The organism is Streptomyces sp. NBC_00080, from assembly GCF_045041255.1.
Lineage (GTDB): Bacteria > Actinomycetota > Actinomycetes > Streptomycetales > Streptomycetaceae > Streptomyces > Streptomyces coriariae.
In genome coordinates this window covers 9,597,504-9,616,889 of the sequence record NZ_CP108235.1, presented here as the reverse complement: position 1 = coordinate 9,616,889, position 19,386 = coordinate 9,597,504, and the positions used below count along the sequence as shown (strand labels likewise).

General features: G+C 69.0%; 18 protein-coding genes and 2 pseudogenes. 7 read left to right on the top strand and 13 right to left on the bottom strand.

Features of this window, described 5'->3' with window-relative positions:
• Nucleotides 1-305: 305 nt before the first annotated feature.
• Together OHU34_RS42955 and OHU34_RS42950 are read right to left on the bottom strand one after the other, a co-directional pair.
• Nucleotides 306-1,862, bottom strand: a complete 1,557-nt coding sequence (locus OHU34_RS42955) for an FAD-dependent monooxygenase (protein ID WP_405772084.1) — start codon at nucleotides 1,860-1,862, stop codon at nucleotides 306-308.
• 41 nt (nucleotides 1,863-1,903) lie between these two features.
• Nucleotides 1,904-2,431 (bottom strand): FAD-dependent monooxygenase, encoded by a 528-nt coding sequence (locus OHU34_RS42950; RefSeq protein ID WP_405772551.1) that lies wholly within the window; start codon nucleotides 2,429-2,431, stop codon nucleotides 1,904-1,906.
• A 215-nt stretch (nucleotides 2,432-2,646) separates the two neighbouring features.
• On the opposite strand from OHU34_RS42950, the gene OHU34_RS42945 reads away from it, so the two are divergent.
• The gene (locus tag OHU34_RS42945; protein ID WP_405772082.1) at nucleotides 2,647-2,916 is read left to right on the top strand and encodes a hypothetical protein; all 270 of its coding nucleotides are present in this window, start codon (nucleotides 2,647-2,649) and stop codon (nucleotides 2,914-2,916) included.
• 28 nt (nucleotides 2,917-2,944) lie between these two features.
• Here the strand turns inward: OHU34_RS42945 and OHU34_RS42940 are convergent, their stop codons facing one another.
• The 4 genes from OHU34_RS42940 to OHU34_RS42925 all read right to left on the bottom strand — a co-directional run bounded on the left by OHU34_RS42940 (nucleotide 2,945) and on the right by OHU34_RS42925 (nucleotide 6,741).
• Nucleotides 2,945-3,955, bottom strand: coding sequence for a hypothetical protein (locus tag OHU34_RS42940; protein WP_405772079.1), 1,011 nt, complete (start codon nucleotides 3,953-3,955; stop codon nucleotides 2,945-2,947).
• Nucleotides 3,956-3,998: 43 nt separating this feature from the next.
• A complete protein-coding gene (locus OHU34_RS42935) occupies nucleotides 3,999-4,436 on the bottom strand; it encodes a hypothetical protein (protein WP_405772077.1) in 438 nt (145 codons plus the stop codon).
• Nucleotides 4,437-5,235: 799 nt separating this feature from the next.
• Nucleotides 5,236-5,910 carry a hypothetical protein gene (locus OHU34_RS42930; protein WP_405772074.1) on the bottom strand — a complete coding sequence of 225 codons (675 nt, stop codon included), beginning with the start codon at nucleotides 5,908-5,910 and terminating at the stop codon, nucleotides 5,236-5,238.
• Between the two features lie 45 nt (nucleotides 5,911-5,955).
• Nucleotides 5,956-6,741, bottom strand: a complete 786-nt coding sequence (locus tag OHU34_RS42925; RefSeq protein WP_405772072.1) for a DUF2637 domain-containing protein — start codon at nucleotides 6,739-6,741, stop codon at nucleotides 5,956-5,958.
• Between the two features lie 723 nt (nucleotides 6,742-7,464).
• Here OHU34_RS42925 and OHU34_RS42920 point away from each other — a divergent pair.
• Together OHU34_RS42920 and OHU34_RS42915 are read left to right on the top strand one after the other, a co-directional pair.
• Nucleotides 7,465-8,004: pseudogene (locus OHU34_RS42920) on the top strand (transposase); the annotation flags it as partial.
• A gap of 192 nt (nucleotides 8,005-8,196) precedes the next feature.
• Nucleotides 8,197-9,075 carry a hypothetical protein gene (locus OHU34_RS42915; protein WP_405772070.1) on the top strand — a complete coding sequence of 293 codons (879 nt, stop codon included), beginning with the start codon at nucleotides 8,197-8,199 and terminating at the stop codon, nucleotides 9,073-9,075.
• Nucleotides 9,076-9,597: 522 nt separating this feature from the next.
• Here OHU34_RS42915 and OHU34_RS42910 read toward each other — a convergent pair.
• Nucleotides 9,598-10,002: a type II toxin-antitoxin system PemK/MazF family toxin gene (locus tag OHU34_RS42910; RefSeq protein ID WP_405772068.1), complete on the bottom strand. Its 405-nt coding sequence runs from the start codon at nucleotides 10,000-10,002 to the stop codon at nucleotides 9,598-9,600.
• Between the two features lie 166 nt (nucleotides 10,003-10,168).
• Here OHU34_RS42910 and OHU34_RS42905 point away from each other — a divergent pair.
• Nucleotides 10,169-10,621, top strand: a pseudogene (locus tag OHU34_RS42905) (IS701 family transposase); the annotation flags it as partial.
• Between the two features lie 46 nt (nucleotides 10,622-10,667).
• On the opposite strand, the gene OHU34_RS42900 reads toward OHU34_RS42905, so the two are convergent.
• The 6 genes from OHU34_RS42900 to OHU34_RS42875 form a co-directional block, all read right to left on the bottom strand.
• The gene (locus OHU34_RS42900; protein ID WP_405772066.1) at nucleotides 10,668-10,913 is read right to left on the bottom strand and encodes a DUF2283 domain-containing protein; all 246 of its coding nucleotides are present in this window, start codon (nucleotides 10,911-10,913) and stop codon (nucleotides 10,668-10,670) included.
• A 69-nt stretch (nucleotides 10,914-10,982) separates the two neighbouring features.
• The gene (locus OHU34_RS42895; protein WP_405772063.1) at nucleotides 10,983-11,747 is read right to left on the bottom strand and encodes a transposase family protein; all 765 of its coding nucleotides are present in this window, start codon (nucleotides 11,745-11,747) and stop codon (nucleotides 10,983-10,985) included.
• Between the two features lie 127 nt (nucleotides 11,748-11,874).
• A protein-coding gene (locus OHU34_RS42890; RefSeq protein ID WP_405772060.1) for an IS5 family transposase occupies nucleotides 11,875-12,692 on the bottom strand; the annotation gives its coding sequence in 2 pieces (ribosomal slippage) (nucleotides 11,875-12,341 and nucleotides 12,341-12,692; 819 coding nt in all).
• Between the two features lie 119 nt (nucleotides 12,693-12,811).
• On the bottom strand, nucleotides 12,812-13,627 hold the full coding sequence (locus OHU34_RS42885) for an IS5 family transposase (RefSeq protein ID WP_405772058.1): 816 nt from the start codon (nucleotides 13,625-13,627) through the stop codon (nucleotides 12,812-12,814).
• 59 nt (nucleotides 13,628-13,686) lie between these two features.
• Nucleotides 13,687-14,160 carry a hypothetical protein gene (locus OHU34_RS42880; protein WP_405772056.1) on the bottom strand — a complete coding sequence of 158 codons (474 nt, stop codon included), beginning with the start codon at nucleotides 14,158-14,160 and terminating at the stop codon, nucleotides 13,687-13,689.
• A 479-nt stretch (nucleotides 14,161-14,639) separates the two neighbouring features.
• On the bottom strand, nucleotides 14,640-15,500 hold the full coding sequence (locus OHU34_RS42875) for an SDR family oxidoreductase (protein WP_405772054.1): 861 nt from the start codon (nucleotides 15,498-15,500) through the stop codon (nucleotides 14,640-14,642).
• A 90-nt stretch (nucleotides 15,501-15,590) separates the two neighbouring features.
• Between OHU34_RS42875 and OHU34_RS42870 the strand changes: the two genes are divergently transcribed.
• The 3 genes from OHU34_RS42870 (at nucleotide 15,591) to tpg (ending at nucleotide 19,261) form a co-directional block, all read left to right on the top strand.
• Nucleotides 15,591-16,319: a TetR/AcrR family transcriptional regulator gene (locus OHU34_RS42870; protein ID WP_054238266.1), complete on the top strand. Its 729-nt coding sequence runs from the start codon at nucleotides 15,591-15,593 to the stop codon at nucleotides 16,317-16,319.
• Between the two features lie 175 nt (nucleotides 16,320-16,494).
• Nucleotides 16,495-18,612 (top strand): telomere-associated protein Tap, encoded by a 2,118-nt coding sequence (gene tap / locus OHU34_RS42865; protein ID WP_405772051.1) that lies wholly within the window; start codon nucleotides 16,495-16,497, stop codon nucleotides 18,610-18,612.
• A gap of 91 nt (nucleotides 18,613-18,703) precedes the next feature.
• Nucleotides 18,704-19,261 carry a telomere-protecting terminal protein Tpg gene (gene tpg, locus OHU34_RS42860; protein ID WP_405772048.1) on the top strand — a complete coding sequence of 186 codons (558 nt, stop codon included), beginning with the start codon at nucleotides 18,704-18,706 and terminating at the stop codon, nucleotides 19,259-19,261.
• The last annotated feature ends 125 nt before the right edge of the window (nucleotides 19,262-19,386 follow it).

Here is a 19,386-nt window from a genome sequence, read left to right as displayed (position 1 = left end):
CATCCCCGGCCCCCACGCCGACTGCCACGCCCCCGGACCGCCCACCGGCCGCCATACCCCCGGACACCACGCTGGCCCGCCCGCCAGCCGCCGCGCCCCCGGACGCCATGCCCCGGGATGCCCCACCTCCGGGCCGCACACCAGCCGCCGTGTCCCCGGACACCATGCCCCCGGACCGCACGCCGGCCGCCATACCCCCGGGCTGCACGCCAGCCACGTGCCCCCGGACACCATGCTCCTGACCGCGCGCCAGCCGCCGCGCCCCCGGACACCTTGCCCCCGGATGCCGGGTCTCCGGGCTGCGCTCAGTGCCCCGCGGCATCCCCGGACGCCGTGTCCCCGGACTGTGCACCGGACGCCACGTCCCCCGAGGCCACACCTCCGGCCCCCGCCCCGGACGCCACGTCCCCGGCCTGCGGCCCGACCACCACGCCTCCCGCCCCCACGCCCGACGCCGTACCCCCGGCCCGCCCGCCGGACACCACGCCCCCCGAGGACACGTCCCCCGAGATCACCCCGCCGGGCCGCACACCGGCCACCGTGTCCCCGGCTGCCGCATCCACCGACGCCGCATCCACTGACGCCGCATCACCGGACACCGCACCGGACACCAGATCCCCGGACTGCGCGGACACCAGATCCCCGGACTGCGCGGGCGCCGCGTCCCCGGACTGCGGCCAGGGCGCCCGGGCGCCGGGACCGAAGTACGCCCGCAGAGCGTCCTCCAGCTCACCGCCCCCCGCCGCCCACCCCGCATACCCGTCCGGACGCACCAGCAGCGCCTCACAGTCCACCTCCGCCACCGCAGCCGCCCGCACCACCCGCACCAGCCCCGCCCACGGCCGCGCCTGCCGCGCGAAACGCCCGGCCCCCTCACCGAACAGCAGCAGCAACGGCCGCCCCGCACCCAGCAGCCGCGTCAACTCCACCCGCCCCTCCCCCGTACACAGCACCACATTGGGCACGAAACGCCCCTCCCACGGCGACGCACCCGCCCCACGCGCCGGCAGCACCGTGTCCTGACCACTGACCATCGCCGCCAGCACCGAACCCTCCGACCCCCCACCCGCCAACAACTCACCGAACAGCGCACGCAACGGATCAAGCCCCGGATCCGGCCGCATCAACACCAACTGAGCCCGCGTGTGATCGATCACCCGCTGCGCAGCAGGCCGCCGCTCCGCACCATAAGTGTCCAGCAGACCCACACCCGCCCTGCCACGCACCTCCAACGCCAGCTTCCACCCCAGCCCCAGCGCATCCAGCAGCCCCGTACTCAACCCCTGCCCCCCGATCGGGAAATGCACATGCGCCGCATCCCCCGCCAACACGATCCGCCCCCGCCGATACGACGACACCAACCGCGAGAAATCACTGAACCGGCTCAGCCACCGCCCCCCGCCCACCGCCACATCACGCCCCACGATGAACGACACCTCCCGCCGCAACTCCTCCACACCCAACGGCGCATGCCGGTCCGCCACCACACCCGAACAATTCAACGTCCGCACCCGCATCACACCCCCACCCACATCCCGCACCAAAATCCAGCCCCGCTCCGTACGATGCCACCCCTCCCCCAGCACATCCCCCCGCTCCAACCACACATCCCCCGCCATCGCCGACACCGACGCCGGATACACCCGCGAACCAAAACCCCCCAACCCACGCACCACACTGCGCGCACCATCCGCCCCCACCACAAACCCCCCCTCGAAAACCACCTCCCCACACGGCCCCACCGCCTCCACCCGCACCCCACCAGCCCCCTGCGACACCCCACACACCCGAAACCCCCGCCACACCCGCACCCCCAAACCCCTCGCCCGCTCCTCCAACAACCCCTCCAACTCCCCCTGCACACACTTCACCACCGCCCCCGGCTCCCCCACCGGCACCCCAATCACCAACCCCCCCAACCCCCCAAAATGAAAAACACTCCCCCCACACCCACACCCCCACCCGAACCCCCACCCAACCCCGACCCCGAACCCCCACCCAACCCCGACCCCGAACCCCCACCCGGACCCGACCCCGAACCCCCACCCGGACCCGACCCCGAACCCCCACCCGGACCCGACCCCGAACCCACACCCACACCCGGACCCCCAGCCGGACCCCCAACCCCAACCGGACCTACACCCACACCCGACCCCGGACCCGACCCCACACCCGGCCCCGACCCCGCACGCACACCCGGACCCGACCCCGCACGCACACCCGGACCCGACCCCGCACGCACACCCGGACCCGCACCCTCCACCACACCGAGATACCCACGCCGCGCCAACACCTGCACCGTCCGCGCATGCAACGTCGTCGCCTTCGGCCGCCCACTCACCCCACCCCGCACCTCCACCACCACCACATCCACCCCGAACCCCGCCAACTCACACGCCACCAACAACCCCACCGGCCCCCCACCCACCACCACCACCTCAGCACCCACCACCCCCACCACCAACCCCCCCACCACACCGGAAAACCCGGAAGCCCACACCAACAACCCAAAAATATACCGGCCAGACGGTTCCCCACCACACCCCACCACCAACCACCCCCAACCCAACAACACCCCACCCCCACAGCCCGAACCGCCCTATGGGGGTCTGAGCAGTCTGAGCATCGCCGAAAGCGATGTCGTCCATGGACGGCGCTACGCGCCCTGGTGCTGGCTCGGCGGACGTGGGCGCCGGTGCTCGTGAAGCGGGCACTGCCAATTCCGATTTGGGATTCCTCAGCGAGGAGCTGATCGCGTCCACGCTGCGGATGGAGGAACAACTCCACGTCGACGCCTGGTTGGTGAGAAACCCGATCACGCTCCTTGTCCTCTTCTCCCCATTCGCCACCGCCGCGGCCACCCTGGTCCCCATCGGCGGCCGACAAAGGCGGGTGTACGCGTATGCCGCCGGATGAGAGACCCGCCGTCCTGTGGCCTGGTCGGTCATTCCCGCTGGGGTTCCGAGCCTCCGAAGTCCGGGCTGGTGTAGTCCGGGCTGGTGAAGCTCGGACGCGAGCCTCCCGGGAGGCCGTCGTCGGGGCTACTGAAGCCGGGACGGTCATAGCCGATGTGGGGGATGCGGCCGGTCCGGTCCGGCCGGGCGGATTCGGAGCGCAGTGCCGCAGCCGCGCCGGGCTCGGCGAGCGCCTCCCGCAGGAACGGCAGGATGCCGCGCTCCAGCAGCGCCTCACGCCACGCATCCTTGGCCCGTGCCACCTCCTCGATCAGCGGGTCACCGGGGTCGGTGCCCGATGAGGTGGACGCCTCGCGCAGGGCGGTGGCGATCAGTCGGATCACTCCGCCAAGGCTCACCAGGATCATGGTCACGCCCAGGACGAGCCCTGGGAGGATCAGCCGGTCGGCCGCGACGGGTGCCGCGCCGAGCCACTTCAGTCCGTATCCCGTCACCAGCAGGAGCAGGCCGAGCGTGCCGAGGAAGAGGGACGTCGTGATGGCGAGGACGGCAGCTCTGCCCGGCTCCCGTGCGCTCCTCGCCGGGGCCGGCCCGCGGCTGCGCGCAGGGGGACGCGGGCGCGAGCCCAAGACAACGGCGGCCAGCCGCAGCCGGAGAGGCAGTCGGCGGAATCCGGTCCTGTCCGGCTGCCTGCCCGCCCGGTGCTCGACGCCCAGGACGCCGGCAAGCACACGCCGACCGAATCCCGCGGTGCGGCGTGGCGGGCCAGCGGCGACATGTCGGCGCGGGATCGCCACCGGGGCGGCGGGATCGCGCAGTTCGTTGCGGACTTTCACGTAGTGCTGGTACTCGGCCGCGGCGGACGCCGTGATGAGTGCGGTGGCGTTGAGCGCCATGGTGCGCAGTTGTTCGGGGTTGAGCCGCTGTCCGACTGCGGCCAGTTCCGGGTGGTGTGGGGCCAAGCGCAGCGCCTCGTCGAGGATCCGCTCGTACTCCTGGCGATCCTCGCTGTTCAGGTGCTGCGGAACGCTGTTCACCATGGTTCCACCACCAGCCGGCATGGGGGCTGCAAGGGGGGCCGGGTCACGACGCCTCCTCGATCCGGGGGTCGGTGGCCGAGGGTTGCCCGGGCAGCGGGAGCGTCTCTGTCGTCCGGTTGCCAGGCGATTGCGCGGCGCCCAGAACAGCATCGCTCACCGACTGCGCCTGGCCCAGCTGGGTGAGCAGCAGCGGCGCCGACATCCCGACGACCAGAGCGGCGTACGCCCCGCTGATCTGGCCGGTCGTGCCGAAGAGGACAGCGGCGCCGGCCCCCAGGGCGCTGTGTACGACGGCCGCCACGGAGTCGGCGACGGGATCCACGTAGTCCTGGAAGACTGGCACCTCGGCGTCCGGGCCAACGGCCCCCTGCCGGTGCTCGCGGCGGGCCGCGTGCCACTGCGAGAACCCGACGTAGGCGTCCAGGAGCCCGCGTAAGAGACCGCCGGACGCCCCCAGCAAGATCAGCGTTCCAACGTCCATGGTCCCCCCCCCGGCTTCCGGACACCGCACGAGCGTAGGGCCCGGCGCATTCCTGGGGGAAGGAGGGGGCGCGGACGCTTGCGAGACCGCCAACGGTCGAGGATCGCTCGTCTTTCTCCCGACGCACGAACCCGCAGACCGGGGAGATGAGGGCGGCTCACGCGCCGACGACGGCTGATGTGCTGGTGCAGGTCGACGAGCGGCTGAGGGGGCCTCGCGGTCAGCATGTTCGTGCCACACCCCCGAGGCGCATTGCGCCTGGGCGTCCGTGGAGCCTCGCCGGGCCCGCAGTCGCCGACTGGATCGATGAGTAGCGCGCCATCGCGATCGGAGGAGGACGGGCGTGAGCACTCCCAACACCCGCACAGACGTCGTGATCCGGCACCTACGATCCCGGCCAGGTCTCACCGCTGGTGGACACTCGTGCCGCGTCGTACGGTCACGGGTTTCACAAGAATTCGTCAATCCAGCCAATTCGTTCGAAATTCATGGCCGATGCGGGACGTCTGTTGGCCGATGGGTCGACGCACGGCCGCGACTCCCAAAGGGCTTCAACCGCACACTCACCCTCTCGGTGCGCACGGTCGACAACCACCTCCACCGCGCCCACATCAAGCCCGGCGTCACGAACCGCCGCGAACTGGCCCGGACGCTGAGGCAGGAGCCCCTCTCCGCGCGTCCGCAGAGCTGAGTAACGGCTACTCAAGCTGTGCGCCGCCGCAGGCGGCACTCTCGTTCGTGGACACAGCGACCACGACTTTCGGGAGACACGGGGATGGAAAAGCGAATGACCGACCAGTCAAGACCGGAAGAGAAGGGAACGAAGGACGCGGAGAGGGCGGACCGCGGCCGTCGCGGGCGAAGGATCGTGGGAGGTGCCGCACTGGCGTCGGCTCTTGCCGCCACCGCGCCACTGGCTTCGCCCGGCGTTGCCCAGGCCGCGCCCGCTGCCGCGCCGACGATCGTCGCCCAGCGCGTCGTCGCCGTCGCCCAGGCCGACACAAAATTGGGTGAGGCCGGTGTCGGCGTTGTCGGGGGCGTTGAGGAAGCCGCGATTGTCGAGCCAGCCGGCGGTGGTGCCGCGGGTTCCGCCGTAGGGGGTGAACTGGCGGCAGGTGAGTGTCTGGGCGGTGTTGTCCAGGTACAGGCTGCTGGTGCCGTGGGGGTCGCTGATCTGGAACCTGTAGTTGGTGCCGGTTCCGATGCGTACGACGGTGCCGCCACCGGCCAGGGGGAGGTGGCGGACGCCGGTGGTGGTGCCGGTGAGGATGAGCTGTTCGCCGGGCAGGTTGAGGGTTGCGCTGGTGGGGTCAGTTCGGAGCCGGACGCTGCCGACAGCGTCGTAGATGTAGCCGGGGGTTCCGCTCCGGCCTTGTCGGCATGGTCGCGGGCGGTCACATCTGTCCGGCCTGCACGGCGGCCGACTGGGCCGATAACGGACCCGCCCGGGTGAGCGGCGTGGCCAGTGCGCCAAGCGTTCAGCTGCCGTACGACCGTCGCCTCACTCCCGTCGCCGCGGCTACGGCCGGTGGCGGCGCGTGGCCTGTCGTGGTGGCAGGGTCAGCGTGATTTGCCGGACAAGCTGCTGGAAGCATGCGAGGGATGCCACGGCAGGCAAGGCAGCTCCAGCGATTCCGGTGATGCTCATATCCGCCTGTGCCACACACAGCATTACCGCGACGGAGGAAAAGGACAGAACGATGAACCATGAGTGCACAGCTCGGCGTTGATGCAGGGCAGCGCGCAGGATCGAGAGCGAGGCCGCCATCCAAGGGCCGTATACGAGAAGAGGCCACGACGGGGCCTTGCCGACGCCCGTTCCGGAAGTGATGCTCTGCAACGGCCTGTAGGCCACCACGCCTCCGAAGACGCTGACCATCGCCACGATGACGGTGACGAGGGCGACGAGGGCGAAGCTGCCGGCCTGCAACCACTTGAGCCGGGCTTTTCGGACCTGCATCTTGCGATGCCCAGACGGGGGGCGTCGGGCGGGCGGGGGCTGAGCCAGACCCTCCAGCGGGCCGGTGAAGTCGACGCCGACTGGGTGCTCGCTGCGAGGTGGCGGCACCCTGGCGGGCTGCTCCGCAGGAACAGCTTCCTGCAGGAGATAGGCAAGTTCCTCGACCGGGTCCCAGCCCGTGTCGGCCGCAGCCGGCGGAACCCCTGTGTGGACGCCGTCGTGAGGAGCCCCGTTCCAGTCGGCTCCCGTCCCGTGGGAATGCGCGTCGAAGTAGTACTCCCGATACTCACGCTGCACAAACGAAGGATTCACAGAGTCGCGATTCATGTCATTCTTCACCGTCACACACCGTTCTCGTGACGGCCAGAGCACTCCTCACTGGCCACCGAGAATTGAGTTCCTCCTGAATTGCCTCCAGCAGCCCGCGGAAATCGCGCAGCAGCGGCTCGGTAATCCGATGTTCGACCCACATGCCGTCTCCGACAGCAGTACCGGGCGCCGCAAGCAATGCGCATCTCTCACCAGACGGCCGGGCAGGGGTCACAGGTAGATTTTCCGTCCCCGCGTTGCGCCTCCCATTGCGTTGAGGGAGGCCAGGGGGCGTCGTATTCGTCACATCTCGCTAACGCCGCTCCTTCTCCTCCAGAAGCGCGGCAAAGCGAGTGATCGCGACCCCGGTATGGGTGAACCTTCCTTGATCAAGTCACTTTATTAGCCCAGCGGTTTCCCCTCGGACTCGCCAGAGCGGAAAGGATTCTCCGGCATCAATCCCAAGGTCAGACCGGATGCGACAGTCCACCGACCTGACCATCATGAGCGCCGTTTCGGAAGCCACCGATCCCTGCCCCCTGGGCAGCGCCTCCAGGATCCGTACGTCGGTCCTGCGCCGGTCTCGAAGTCTTCCCGCCGCTGCTGCGCCATGACCTCCTGAATCTCAGGGGGCCGCTCCCGTAGCCGCTGCCGGTACCCCTCGGGAAGGTGAGGGAAATGCTTCAAGAACAGGTTCGGAAAGGCTGGTGATATCCGACATCTCACCCTTGTTGCCGGGGTACTGAACTCTTCGAGGACGAAGCTGGTCGATCGATGACGCCGCCGCGCGCGAGGAGCTGGGGACGCAGGGGCTCGACGCCGGTGGTCCGCGGCCGGGGCTCGGGCCGGGTGTCCATAGCCGGGATGACCTGCTACAAGCCGGGGAAGCGGTCCCGGATGTTCTACTCGGTCCGCAAGTACCGGGGCCGCAAAGGCGAGCCGAAGGGCATCGGCTGGCGCGACATGCGCGACCTGCTGGTCAGAGCGCACATCCAGCTCGGCGGCCCGATTGTGCTGGTCTGGGACAACCTACGCATGCACTTGGTCGAAACGATGCGCCGATTCATCGCCGACCACGCGGACTGGCTCACTGTCTTCCAACTTCCGAGTTACTCGCCGGACTTGAACCCGCAAGAGGGCATCTGGTCGCTGGTCAAGCGCGACATCGGCCGCAACCTCGCCGCAGCCGACCTCGGCCAGATCACCCGCGCCGTCAAGCGCAGACCCAAGCAGATCCAGTACCGTCCGGACATGGTCGACGGCTGCCTGACCGGCACCGGCCTGAGCATGGACGACTGACCAACATCACGCATTCGGAGTCAGCACCGCCCACCGCATAGCCGTGGGAACATGATCACTGCACCACTCCGAGGGGCATGGCCACGACCCCGACCCCCGGCCTGTCGGCACGCCTCCACTCTCTGGACACCGGAGCCTCGAAGCCGCCGAAAACGGATGGCCGACGGCCTCACGCCCGGTCATCCTGACCCAATGGGAGACAGAGCCAACGTCATCGTGGTCCGCGAGAACGGCACACATGAGCTGTACCGGACCGGCTGGGCGGTCGAAATCGACCTCGACCTGCTGGAAGGGCCGACACCGGTTCTCGCCATGCTTCCCGGACTCCGCCAGGACGGCTGGTGGTTGGACGACACCATGGCCCAGGGCGGGATACTGCTCGACCTCGGCCGGAAGGTGCTCCTGTTCTTCGCCTGGGAAGGGCCCAGCACTGAGCTCCGTCACCGCGCGGCCATGTTCGAGCTGATCCGAGCCGCGTGGCCGGGCTGGAAGGTCCGCTGGCTGTACGACGGCTCGGCCGAATTGCGTGAGTACGTCGGGCTGAACCCGGAGTACGTCCGCTGCCGCAATTCGGACCCCTCTTTGGCCCCGCTCCTCGGCCCCGGCGACGAGGACTTGGCCGGGCCCGACCCAGGCGGTGTGGTGATCACGGTCAGCACCGGCCGCTGCCACGTCGCCTCTGACGCCTTCGACCACCCTGTCCGCGAGGGCGCCGCCCTGCTCGACCGCCTGGCAAACGCCCCCGGGCACGGAGCCTGCCACTTGCACGTCAACGCCGGCATCCACCTCGACCCGGAACGCCGCCGTCTGGGCTGGTGGTCCCTCTACTCCTCGCCACAGGCATACCAGGTACCAGAGTTGTGGCCAGGCTGGGCGGTGGAGTTCTGGCAGGACGACTGGGAACGGCACGCCAGAGCCAGCGACCGCTTCTCTCCAGCGGCGTTCGACGCCGGAGAGGAAGCCAGAGCCGCGGTGCTCGCCGAGGCCGGGGAGCGCCGGGCTATCCGGGCCCGCAACCGCGCCCAGGTCACCCGTCTACGGACCGCACCGGCTCGATCCCAGGCGGGATGACGGCAACCGGGCTGATCATGGACGACTGGCCGACATCACGCATTCAAGCTCAGTAGTTGGCCAGTCGATGCCTCGCGCCTGTGCGCCTGCCACCGGGTCGCTGACAGATCGCCCCGCCTCGCCCATCCCTGCGGCCCCCCGACCGAGCTCTCCCCGACCGAAGGCGACCCGGGACGAGGGTGCAGCCGAATCGCAGGTCGTGCCGACGGCGCCAGCTCGGGAAGGACCGCGGTCACGTCCACGGGCCTCGGCGGAGTAGTACGTACGACCATGCCGGTGATCCTGTCACCAGCCACCGACAACCCCTGGCCGCCTCAACCAGCCTCGGTGGCATCGGTGTTCAGCTGGTCAAGTCCAACGCATGCAGCCTCGGCCACAGCGACAGCAAGCCTGCCCAGTACTCCAGCTGTAGATCGTGATCTCGATGGTGAGGGGCGCCGAGGAGACAGATGGTCAGTGTCGATCATCAGGACGAGATCGACCACGCCACCGAGGGTGTCCGTTCCTTCTCCGCCTACCCGACTACTCAAGTCCACCGAGACGGAGGGCGTCCCTTAATGCGCTGAGCTTCTCAGTCGTCGCCGGGGTCCGCTCGTTCGCCTGTCCAGCGAGTCGGAGGGCATCCTCAATCTCGTTGAGTTTCGCGTAGGGCAGGGCGCCCGCCCGCTCGATCAGGTCGTCCCGGGACACGGTGGTCAGCCACGTGCAAGGGGTAAAGCCCGGACATGGGAACGCGAACCGCAGCACGCCTTCAAAGGGCAGTCCTTCCATGGCGCCTACTGCCACTTCGACGCCCAGACCGCTCATGTCGACGCCCGCCGGAGCCACGACCTGCATCACCCGGATCCCGGACGCGTCGCCTTCCGACAGCAGTACGACCGGCCGCCGCTCGTCGAACTCGACCCACCAGACTTCGCCACGTTGCACATGTCCTCCTGACACAGGACCGCATGCGGACGCTGCGCGACCCTGACGCGCTGTGGAAACGGGTGCGGCCACGTTGATCATCGGTGTGTGAAGACAAACGATCACGCGGTGGTCGCAGATCACAGCGTAGACCCTGCCCCGCTGGCAGGAGGCGTTCGATGGCCTGATGAGCCGGATAGCCGGGCGGTTCGCGCGGGTCGAACCCCGCCTCCGGGCCAAGCGCTTGGTGTTGGGCCTGCTGTCGGATCTGCCGCGCAAGAACTGCTGGACGATCGCAGAGTGGGCCGGGGAGGCCACCCCGCACGGCATGCAGCATCTGCTGTGCAGGGCCGCCTGGGATGCCGAGGCCGTCCGCGACGACGTACGCGAATACGTCGTCGAGCACCTCCACGACGAGGCCGCAGTGCTGGTCGTCGACGAGACCGGCGACGTGAAGAAGGCACACGCACCGTCGGGGTCCAGCGCCAATACACCGGCACCGCCGGGCGGATCGAGAACTCCCAGGTCGCCGTCTACCTCGTCTACGCCGGCGAGCGAAGGCACGCGGCGGTGGACCGAGAGCTTGTACATCCCGCGCTCTTGGACCTGCGATCCGGACCGCTGCCAGGCCGCGGGGCTTACTGAGCCTTTTCCACCTGTTCGCCGCGAGCGTGGTGCTCGGCTGGTCATGCACCTTCGGTGTCAAGTCGCTCCGCGGACTGGAGCAGGTACTCGGGCAGTATCGAACTGGCCGCCAATACCTCGATGCCGATGAGGCGGCCCTGCTCGTCGAAGTCGAGGTTGATCATGCCGTCGACGTCCACTGGATCGCAGGGATACATGCGCGCGGACGTCACGCGGGCCTGCGGGTCGGTGAGGTATACGTACGCTGCGTTGACGGTCTTGTCGTAGGTGACTCTGACGTCTGTCACGGTGAGCGGTCTCCCTTGCTGTCGTTGATGGTGGCGCTGTACTTGTCCATGCATCCGGCCGCAGCGATCTCAGGCTGCCGTGGTGAGGTGCAAGGCCAGGACGGCCTTGACGATGTCGGTGATGCGGGTGGTGCTGCAACGGAGTTTGCGCAGGAGCCGCCAGCTCTTCAGGGTGGCGTTGGCCTGTTCTCTGACGGCTCGGATCCTGGCGTGGGAGGAGTTCACCGCTTGCTTCCCGGCTGGGAGCATGCTCCAGCGGCCCCGGTAAGGCACCCGGACCGTCCCCCGGGCTCCCTGATATCCCTTGTCGGCCCACGTCCGGATGCCGGCTTGGGTGAGCGCTTCGATGATGCCGTGGATGCGTGCGGCCTTGATGTCATGGACGGCACCTGGCAGGGCAGGTGATGCCCAGAGCAGGCGTCCAAACGCGTCGGCGATGACCTGGACGTTCATGCCGTGGCGCTTGTGCTTGCCGGAGTAGTAGGGGCGGTCGGCGGCAATGCGGTCGATGTGCAGCAGGGTGCCGTCCAGAATCACAAATGCCTTGTTGGCGGCGACAGTCATTGCCTGCTGGAGGGTGGGGGCGAGGGCGGCCAGGACCTCAACCGCCTCGACGATGTACCGGTAGACGGTGGCCAGCCCGATCCCGAATCCGGCCGCGAGCTGGGCGTATGTGTGCCCGCAGCGCAGATCGGCCAGCGCGAGCAGAGCCTGTCGGTCCGCGGTCAGGCGGCGCCAGCGCGTGCCGCGCTCACGACGCCGGGCTCTCAGCAGGTCGGCCAGGTACCGCAGGGTCGAGTTGGACAGATCGATCCCCGATGGATAGACAAGCACATGAAGCTCCGGGCGGACAGGTTGATCTTGGTTGACAACCCATCTACCAGGAGCTTCACCTTTTCCTCAACGCTTCCCTCAGCCAACCGACGTGCTATGCAACCAGGTTGGAAAAGCCTCACTGTCCCTAACAAAGCCGTTGGACGTGGCGGTGGGTGATCAGGCAGACGGCGAGTCCGAGGAAGGCTTCGTGGATGTCGTCGCGTCGTTCCCAGCGGATGCGCAGGCGGCGGAAGCCGTGGAGCCAGGCGATCGTGCGCTCGACGACGTAGCGGAAGATGCCCAGGCCGGTGCCGTGAGGCTCGCCTCTCTTCGCGATCACGAGGCGGATCCCTCGCTGCCAGAGCAGGCGACGGTACTTGTCGTGGTCGTAACCGCGGTTGGCCAGCAGCGCGTCGGGGCGTCGGCGCGGTCTGCCGGCCCGGCCCGCGACGGCCGGAATCTTGTCCAGCAGCGGCTCGAGTTGGGTGACGTCGTTGCGGTTTCCGCCGGTCAGCGACACCGCGAGCGGGATGCCCTGCCCGTCGACGATGAGGTGGTGCTTGCTGCCCGGACGTGCGCGGTCGACCGGGCTGGGTCCGCTTTTGGGCCCCGCCGGGCCGCGCGGACATGCGAGGAGTCGATCACCGCCCTCGACCAATCCAGCCGGTCCTTCGACCGCAAATTCTCCAGCAGCAGCACATGCAGCTGATCCCAGACGCCGGCCTCGTTCCAGGCAGCCAGGCGCCGCCAACAGGTCATCCCCGAGCCGAAGCCCAGCTCCTGGGGCAGGTACTCCCACTGGATGCCGGTATGCAGGACGAACAGGATCCCGCACAGCGCCTGGCGGTCCGGCACCCGAGGTCTGCCCTCGACCAGCTTCCGCGCCGGCTCGGGCAGCAACGGCTCGATGAGTGACCAGAGTTCATCCGACACGATCCACGGTCGCGACTGGCGTTTCCCCACGACCAGACCAACGAGCAGACAAGCCAACAGTCACATGATCAACAGCTTTTGTTAGAGCCAGTTAGAGAGCATCTGATCAGTGTTCACGCTGATGTGTGTGGGATGTCCGTTTCGATTCGTCAGGTTGGTACGGATTCTCCGGTCAGTTCGCGGGACATTTTGTTAGCCATCGCCCAGTGGATCATCGCTCTCGACCTCTGCGGGAGGGCTTCGTAGTCACGCGCCAGGCGGCGGTGCTGCATCAGCCAGCCGAAGGTCCGCTCGATCACCCACCGTTTCGGCAGCGGCTCGAACCCCTTGGTCCGCGGTCGCTGCATCACCTCGACGTCGATGCCCAACCGTGCGCCGTGGTTGAAGGTGCTGTTCTGGTAACCGCCGTCGGCCCAGAGCTTGCTGACGCTGGGATGTGCCGCGGCCAGGTCGTCGAGCAGGAGCTTGCCGCCGGCGGTGTCGTGCACGTTCGCAGCGGTGACCAGGACGGCCAGCACCAGACCCAGCGTGTCCGTGATCAGGTGCCGCTTGCGCCCTTTGATCTTCTTGCCGGCGTCGATGCCCTGACTGGTCTCGGCGACGTTTGCCGAGGTCTTCACGCTCTGCGCGTCGACCACGGCTGCCGTGGGCTCCGCCCGGCGGCCATGTAATCGGCGGGTCTTGTCGCGCAACAGGTCGTGGACCTGCTGGGTGGTGCCGTCGGCTTCCCACTTCGCGTAGTAGTCATAGACGGACTTGTACGGCGGGAAGTCGCGCGGCAGGTACTCCCACGGGATGCCGGTGCGGTTGACGTAGAGGATCGCGTTGACGATCTCCCGCAGGTCGTGCACCCGGGCTGCCGTTCCGGGTCCGGTCCGTCTCCCCCGCCAAGCGGTGAAGACCGGTTCGATCAAGGCCCAGCGGGCGTCGGACACGTCACTGCGGTACGGACGACGAACACTCACGCTTCATCCAACGACCACTAACGCCGCTAGTCACAAAACCATCCCAGAACACCAACTACCTAGATCAGATGCCCTCTTAGTGGCGCCCCTGCTGTTTGCCTGCGGCGAGGAAGCAGGTTCAGACTGGCGAGCCGGTCTTGCGGGATGCGTGCGGACGTTGCGAATTCGTCGGCTGCAGCACCTTCGGAGATGAGGGTCTGTCGATCGGCGGCCAGTGCCCGGAGGCTATCGCGTAGCCGATCGCACTCCCGTCGGAGGTGTGCCATGCGTTGCTCGTATCCAGTGTCGCCGGGCTGCAGTTCTGATGGGGATGTCACTGCGGCGGCCAGTGCCTCCAGCATGGCGTCGCAATCCGGTGGCGCTTCGGCGGGGACGAATCCCAGAGTGTGTGCTTCCCGCCAGAGCGCTTCGGTGGTTGCTTCCGCTACGCCGGTTACGGCGAGTGCCTTGTCGTAGTTGGCTTCGGCATCTACGAGCTGCAATTTGGCGGTGGCCAGCTGGGTAGATTTCCATGTCCGTGCGGCCAGCGGCACCGGTTCGTACCGGAGACCCCATTCAGCTGGAACGGGATCTGGCAGCGGGCGCACATGAGCGATGACGGCATGCCGAACCCACACTGGCCTGCGGGATAGCCACTCGGATGCGGCTCGGCGAACGTGGGCTACGGCCCCTGCTCGGTCTCGATCTTCGACACGGAGAAGGTCTCCTACGATGCGCAGAAGCTGGACGAGGCCGCGGAGGAACTCGCCTCGACGACCGTGGCGTGACCGCCATCGACTCGCCAGACTGATCGTGCTTTGCGAGAGGGCGCCTGCCGTGCATGGCCAGGCGCCCTCCCGGCTTCAAGGAGTGTGTGTGCCCGTCACCGTAACCTTCCGTTGCCTGCAACCTTGGGCACTGCCTCCGCACGAGTACCAGGTCGACCGGTCTGCCGCTCAAGCGTCCGGCAAGGTGTACCGCGCGACGCTTCGTGCCCGGATCCCGCCGCGGCGGCGGGTGCGCGCCGCCATGTCTATGCGGCCCAGGTGTGCTCCAGCACGGTGCGGAAGGTGGCGGGCTCCCGTCCGATCAGCTCGGCCAGGGTCGGGTCGACGGCGGTGAACTCGCCGTTGCGTGCCGCCGCGAAGATGCTCAGCATCAGGTCGGCGATCGGGGCGGGGGCGCCGTGCGCCAGGGCCTGTTCGCGGAAGGCGTCGTCGGGGAGGACGGTGCGGGTGAAGGGCCGCCCAGTGGCCTTGGCCGCTGTCTCGGCGACGGCGTCGAAGTCCAGCGCCGCCGGGCCGGTGAGCGGCGGGGTGGGCCCCTCGAAGCGGCCCTCGTCGGTGAGGATCGCCGCGGTGGCCTCGGCGAGATCGTCGTGGCCGGTCCAGGCGACGGGGCCGTCGGCGGGCAAGGCGATGTCGCCGGTGCGGCGGGCGGACTCCAGGAACTGCAGGGCGCTGGCGGCGTAGAAGCCGTTGCGCAACGCGGTCCAGGGCAGGCCGGTGGCGCGCAGCAGGTCCTCGGTCCGGGCGTGGTCACGGCATGCCTGGAAGCGGGAGTCATGGGCGGCGCCCATCTGGCTGGTGTACAGGATGCGGCCGGCTCCGGCCTTCACGGCGGCGTCGATCGCGGCACGGTGGCCGGTGACGCACTCCTCGCCCGTGCGGTCGAGGGAGACGAGCAGCAGCTGTTCGGCGCCCTCGAAGGCGTGGAGGAGCGAGGCGGGGTCGTCGAAGTTGCCGCGCCGGACGCGGACGCCGCGCTCGGCGAGGTCCCGGGCCTTGCGCGGGTCGCGGACACTGACGCCGACGCGGTCGGCGGGAAGACGCTCCAGGAGGCGGTCGACGGTGCGGCGGCCAAGCTTTCCGGTGGCTCCGGTCACGATGATCATGAGGATCTCCCAGCAAATGGTTCCAGTGGAATCAGTTGCACGATAACACTGGAACTAACGGTGGAAGCAAACCCCGGATATCATCGATACATGCCGATCCGCGACACCCCCGACAGCCCCCGCCACCGCATCATCGAGGCGGCCGTCGAGCTGCTGGAGAACGGCGGCCCCGACGCGCTGAGCACCCGCGCGGTGGCCGCCGCGGCCGGGATGCAGCCACCGGCCATCTACCGCCATTTCGGCGACAAGGAAGGGCTGCTGCAGGCAGTCGCCGAGCACGGCTACGCGCAGTTCCTGGAGAGCAAGCACGCGCAGCTCGACCTCACGCCCGAGGATCCGGTGGAAGAGCTGCGCCGCGGCTGGGACATGGTGGTGGAGTTCGGAGTCTCGCGCCCCGAACTGTTCGCCCTGATGAACCGGGCCACCGGCTCGGGGACGGACGCGGCACACCGCGCGGGCCTGGAGATCCTCCGCGGCCGGGTGCGCCGGCTGGCGGCCTCGGGATGGCTGCGCGTCGACGAGGACCTGGCCGCCCAGATCATCCAGGCCACCGGCCAGGGCGGGGTCACCACATGGCACGCCACCCCCGCGGAACGCCGCAACCCGGCGCTGCTGACCATCCTTCGCGAGTCCATGGTCGCCGCCGTCACCCGTGCCGAACCGACGGTCCCCGCCGCGGAGTCCGGCCCCGCGCCGGCGGCCCGCGCGCTGCGCGCCGCCCTTCCCGACGACGCCGACGTGCTGAGCGAGGCCGAACAGCGCCTGCTGCGCGAGTGGCTCACCCGCCTGGCGGCAGACTACGGCACGCCGCAGGCCTGAACCTCCGCGCCACCACCGGAGCGACACGCGACAGCGGCATGACATCCATCCAATTTCGGGGACTGCCACGAAGGCAAGAAATCGCAACACTCGGACTGGAAGAAGCGCGCAAGGGCTAAACAATGGGATAAGTTTCTAGTTAATCTAGATTCCGGTCTTGAGTGAAGGTGCGGCCATGGCATCTGAGGAAGAGCTGTTCGCGTCCGTCGACGCTCTGCTGAACGAGGAGCCGCACCTGCCGCCTCCGGCGGAGCGTGCCCGGTTGCGTGAGGCCGCCGGCATCACCCAGGCCCGCCTGGCCACCGCGCTGAAGACGACGACCCAGTCGGTGAAGAACTGGGAGAACGGCCGCAGCGAGCCGAAGTCGCCGCGTCTGGATGCCTACCAGCGGCTGCTGAACGGATGGGCGGCGAAGTACCCCGCCGCCGGTGCAGCCCCGGCAGCCCCGGCGGTCTCGGTTGCCGCAACGGCGCCGGCGCCGGTTGAAGCGGCCGCGTCCGGGGTGGACCCCGCAAACGCCCCGCAGGCTCCCGCCGTTCCAGCCGCGGCGCCGTCGCGCCCCGCCACCACCCGGCCGGCCCCGGCATCGCGGCGTCCGGCGGCGAAGAAGGCGGCGCAGCCCGCTGCCGACCCGCGCTTCCCGCACGGCCCCCTCGCGGTCCTGGACGGTGACGGCAGCGCGTACGGCGTCGACGGGATCGTGCTGGACTGCCCGGCGGCCAGCGTGGTGGAGTTGGTGGAGTGGACGCTGCACAAGTCCGGCCTCGGCGCGGCGCGCCTGCACCGCAACGGCAAGGACTCCGATCCGCTGATCGTCCTCACCGCTGCGGCCGCCGTGAAACTCGGCCTCCCCGAGCGCCTGCAGGGCCACGAGCAGCGCCGTTCTCTGCGGCTGCCGGAGGATCATCCGGTGGTCAAGCAGGTGGTGAAGGCGAAGTGGCGGCTCACCCAGCGCGGGTTCGGGCCGTGGGCACGGATCTACCGCAAGGCGCACGGCACCCAGCGGCAGTGTGTGCAGTTGGCGATCTTGTCCTGGGACGCCCTCGACGAGCGGTCCTGGCCCGGCGTTGCGGAGATGGAGCCGGGCGACATCGCCCGCGTCCTCGGCATCTATGCCCAGCGGGTCATCACCCCGCGAGGGTCCACGGCCGTCTCTGGGCTGGAGCTGATGACGGCGCTGCGCCCGCCCACGCGGGCCATGCGGGACGAAGCGAGCGGGAACTGGGTGCCCGGCCACAATCCCGGCTCGCTGGGGACAGAGCCGATGGACCCGGCGCCGCCGGAGGCCACCCCCGAGCACCCCGTCGTCGTCGACAGCGGCTGGAGTGGTGGGTTCCTGAACGAGGAGGCGTACCAGTGGGTGCGCGACGTCAGCCTGCTGACGGATGAGGAGTGCACTCTGCCGTATGCGGTCGGCCTGGACCTGAACACGGCGTTCCTCGCGGCCGCGGCCCGCCTGGTCGTCGGTCTGTCCGGCCCCGACCACTTTCGCGCCCCTGCGTTCAACCCGAAGATTCCCGGTTCCTGGCTGGTCGATCTGTCGCACGTCGAGGTGGACCCGCGTCTGCCGTCGCCGTTCACGCCGGACGGCACGCGGCCGACGGGTCCGGCCTGGTATCAGACGCACACCGTCGCCTACGCCCAGGAAGTCGGCTACAACGTCGCTCCGCTGGAGGCGTACCTGCGCCGTGAGACCGGCGCGTACCTGGACCCGTGGCACGACCGGCTCAAGGAGGCGTACGTCGATACCCTCGCCGACCTCGGCGTCACCAAGGAGCTGGACGACCACCACTTCCTCGCCGCGATGGAGCGGCACAAGGACGCCGACCCGGCGATGGCGGCCGTCCTGGCCGCGATCAAGGCCACCGTCAAGGGCGGCATCGGCAAGCTCCGCGAACGCCCGCAGGGCAAGAAGTACAAGGAGGGCGAGCGGTGGCCGGCCCTCCAGCGACCGACCTGGCGCCCCGACATCCGCGCCGCCGTCATTTCCAAGGCCCGCATCAACATGCACCGCAAGCTCACCAACATGGCCAGGATGACGGGCCTGTACCCGCTCGCCGTGCTGTCCGACTGCGTCGTCTACCCCTCCCCCGGCGCGAGCCCGCTCGACTTTCTGCCGTACGCCGCGTCCGGCAAGCCCCAGCCCGGCGGCTTCCGCCTCGGACCCACCCCGGGCCTGGCCAAGCTCGAGGGCGTCCAGCCGATGCTGTGGGCGGTCGACCTCATGGAACAGGGCTACAACCCCGCCCGCCACATCAAGGGCGGCGACGCCGTCCTCGACGAAGGCGAGTAGGCCAGTGCCCGACACCGGCCCGACGCACAAGACCTGGACCCCGCTGGCCGACACGGGCGGCCAGGACCCCACCGTCGAGAAGGGCTGAGCCGTGGCAGAGGTCGAGGACGCCATCGAGCGGGCCGACCGGGAGAGCTTCACCCGCCAGCCGCCCAAGACACTCCAGGCGCGCATCAACTTCCTGATGAAGCAGCTCAAGACGACCAAAGCCGTTGCCCAGGAGATCGGCGTCAGCCAGCGGTCGGTGGAGCGCTACCGCAAGGGCGAACGCAGGCACCCGCCCCGGGCCATCGCCGAACGGATCGACGCGGCCGTACGGCAGCGCTGGCAGCCCCAGGTCCGCAGACGCCGCCGGAAGCAGGCCGCCACCAGCACGGGCATTACGGTGGAGACGAAGGCCAGGTTCGGCTACACCGCACCCGTCGGTACGACCGACGACGGGCGCTTCCGACGGCTCACCGTCCACCTCCCCCCGGCCTACGCACAGCGCCTGTTCAACGCCCGTGACGCCGGAGCCAGCGACCAGCAGATGCGCCAGATCATCGCCGAAGGCTTCAAGGAGATCTACTTCCAAGACGGCGGAACCCGCGCCACAGGACTCTCCGACGTCGAGATCAACGACATCGACTACCTCGACCTCGACTACTGACCCCCGCCCAGCCGGGTCGCGGCGCCCAGCGACTGAGCGCGTGAGTTGGCGAGTGGAGCGGGCGGCGTCGACGGCTCTGGGGGAGCTGGAATGACTCAGCCGCGCCCTGGACTGGACACACCCCA

Excerpts from the sequence above, each read along its gene's own strand:
- OHU34_RS42870 (WP_054238266.1), top strand. The coding sequence starts at position 15,591 with ATGCCGATCCGCGACACCCCCGACAGCCCCCGCCACCGCATCATCGAG.
- OHU34_RS42945 (WP_405772082.1), top strand. The coding sequence starts at position 2,647 with ATGGACGGCGCTACGCGCCCTGGTGCTGGCTCGGCGGACGTGGGCGCC.
- tap (WP_405772051.1), top strand. The coding sequence starts at position 16,495 with ATGGCATCTGAGGAAGAGCTGTTCGCGTCCGTCGACGCTCTGCTGAAC.
- OHU34_RS42915 (WP_405772070.1), top strand. The coding sequence starts at position 8,197 with ATGGGAGACAGAGCCAACGTCATCGTGGTCCGCGAGAACGGCACACAT.
- OHU34_RS42875 (WP_405772054.1), bottom strand. The coding sequence starts at position 15,500 with ATGATCATCGTGACCGGAGCCACCGGAAAGCTTGGCCGCCGCACCGTC.
- OHU34_RS42935 (WP_405772077.1), bottom strand. The coding sequence starts at position 4,436 with ATGGACGTTGGAACGCTGATCTTGCTGGGGGCGTCCGGCGGTCTCTTA.
- OHU34_RS42940 (WP_405772079.1), bottom strand. The coding sequence starts at position 3,955 with ATGGTGAACAGCGTTCCGCAGCACCTGAACAGCGAGGATCGCCAGGAG.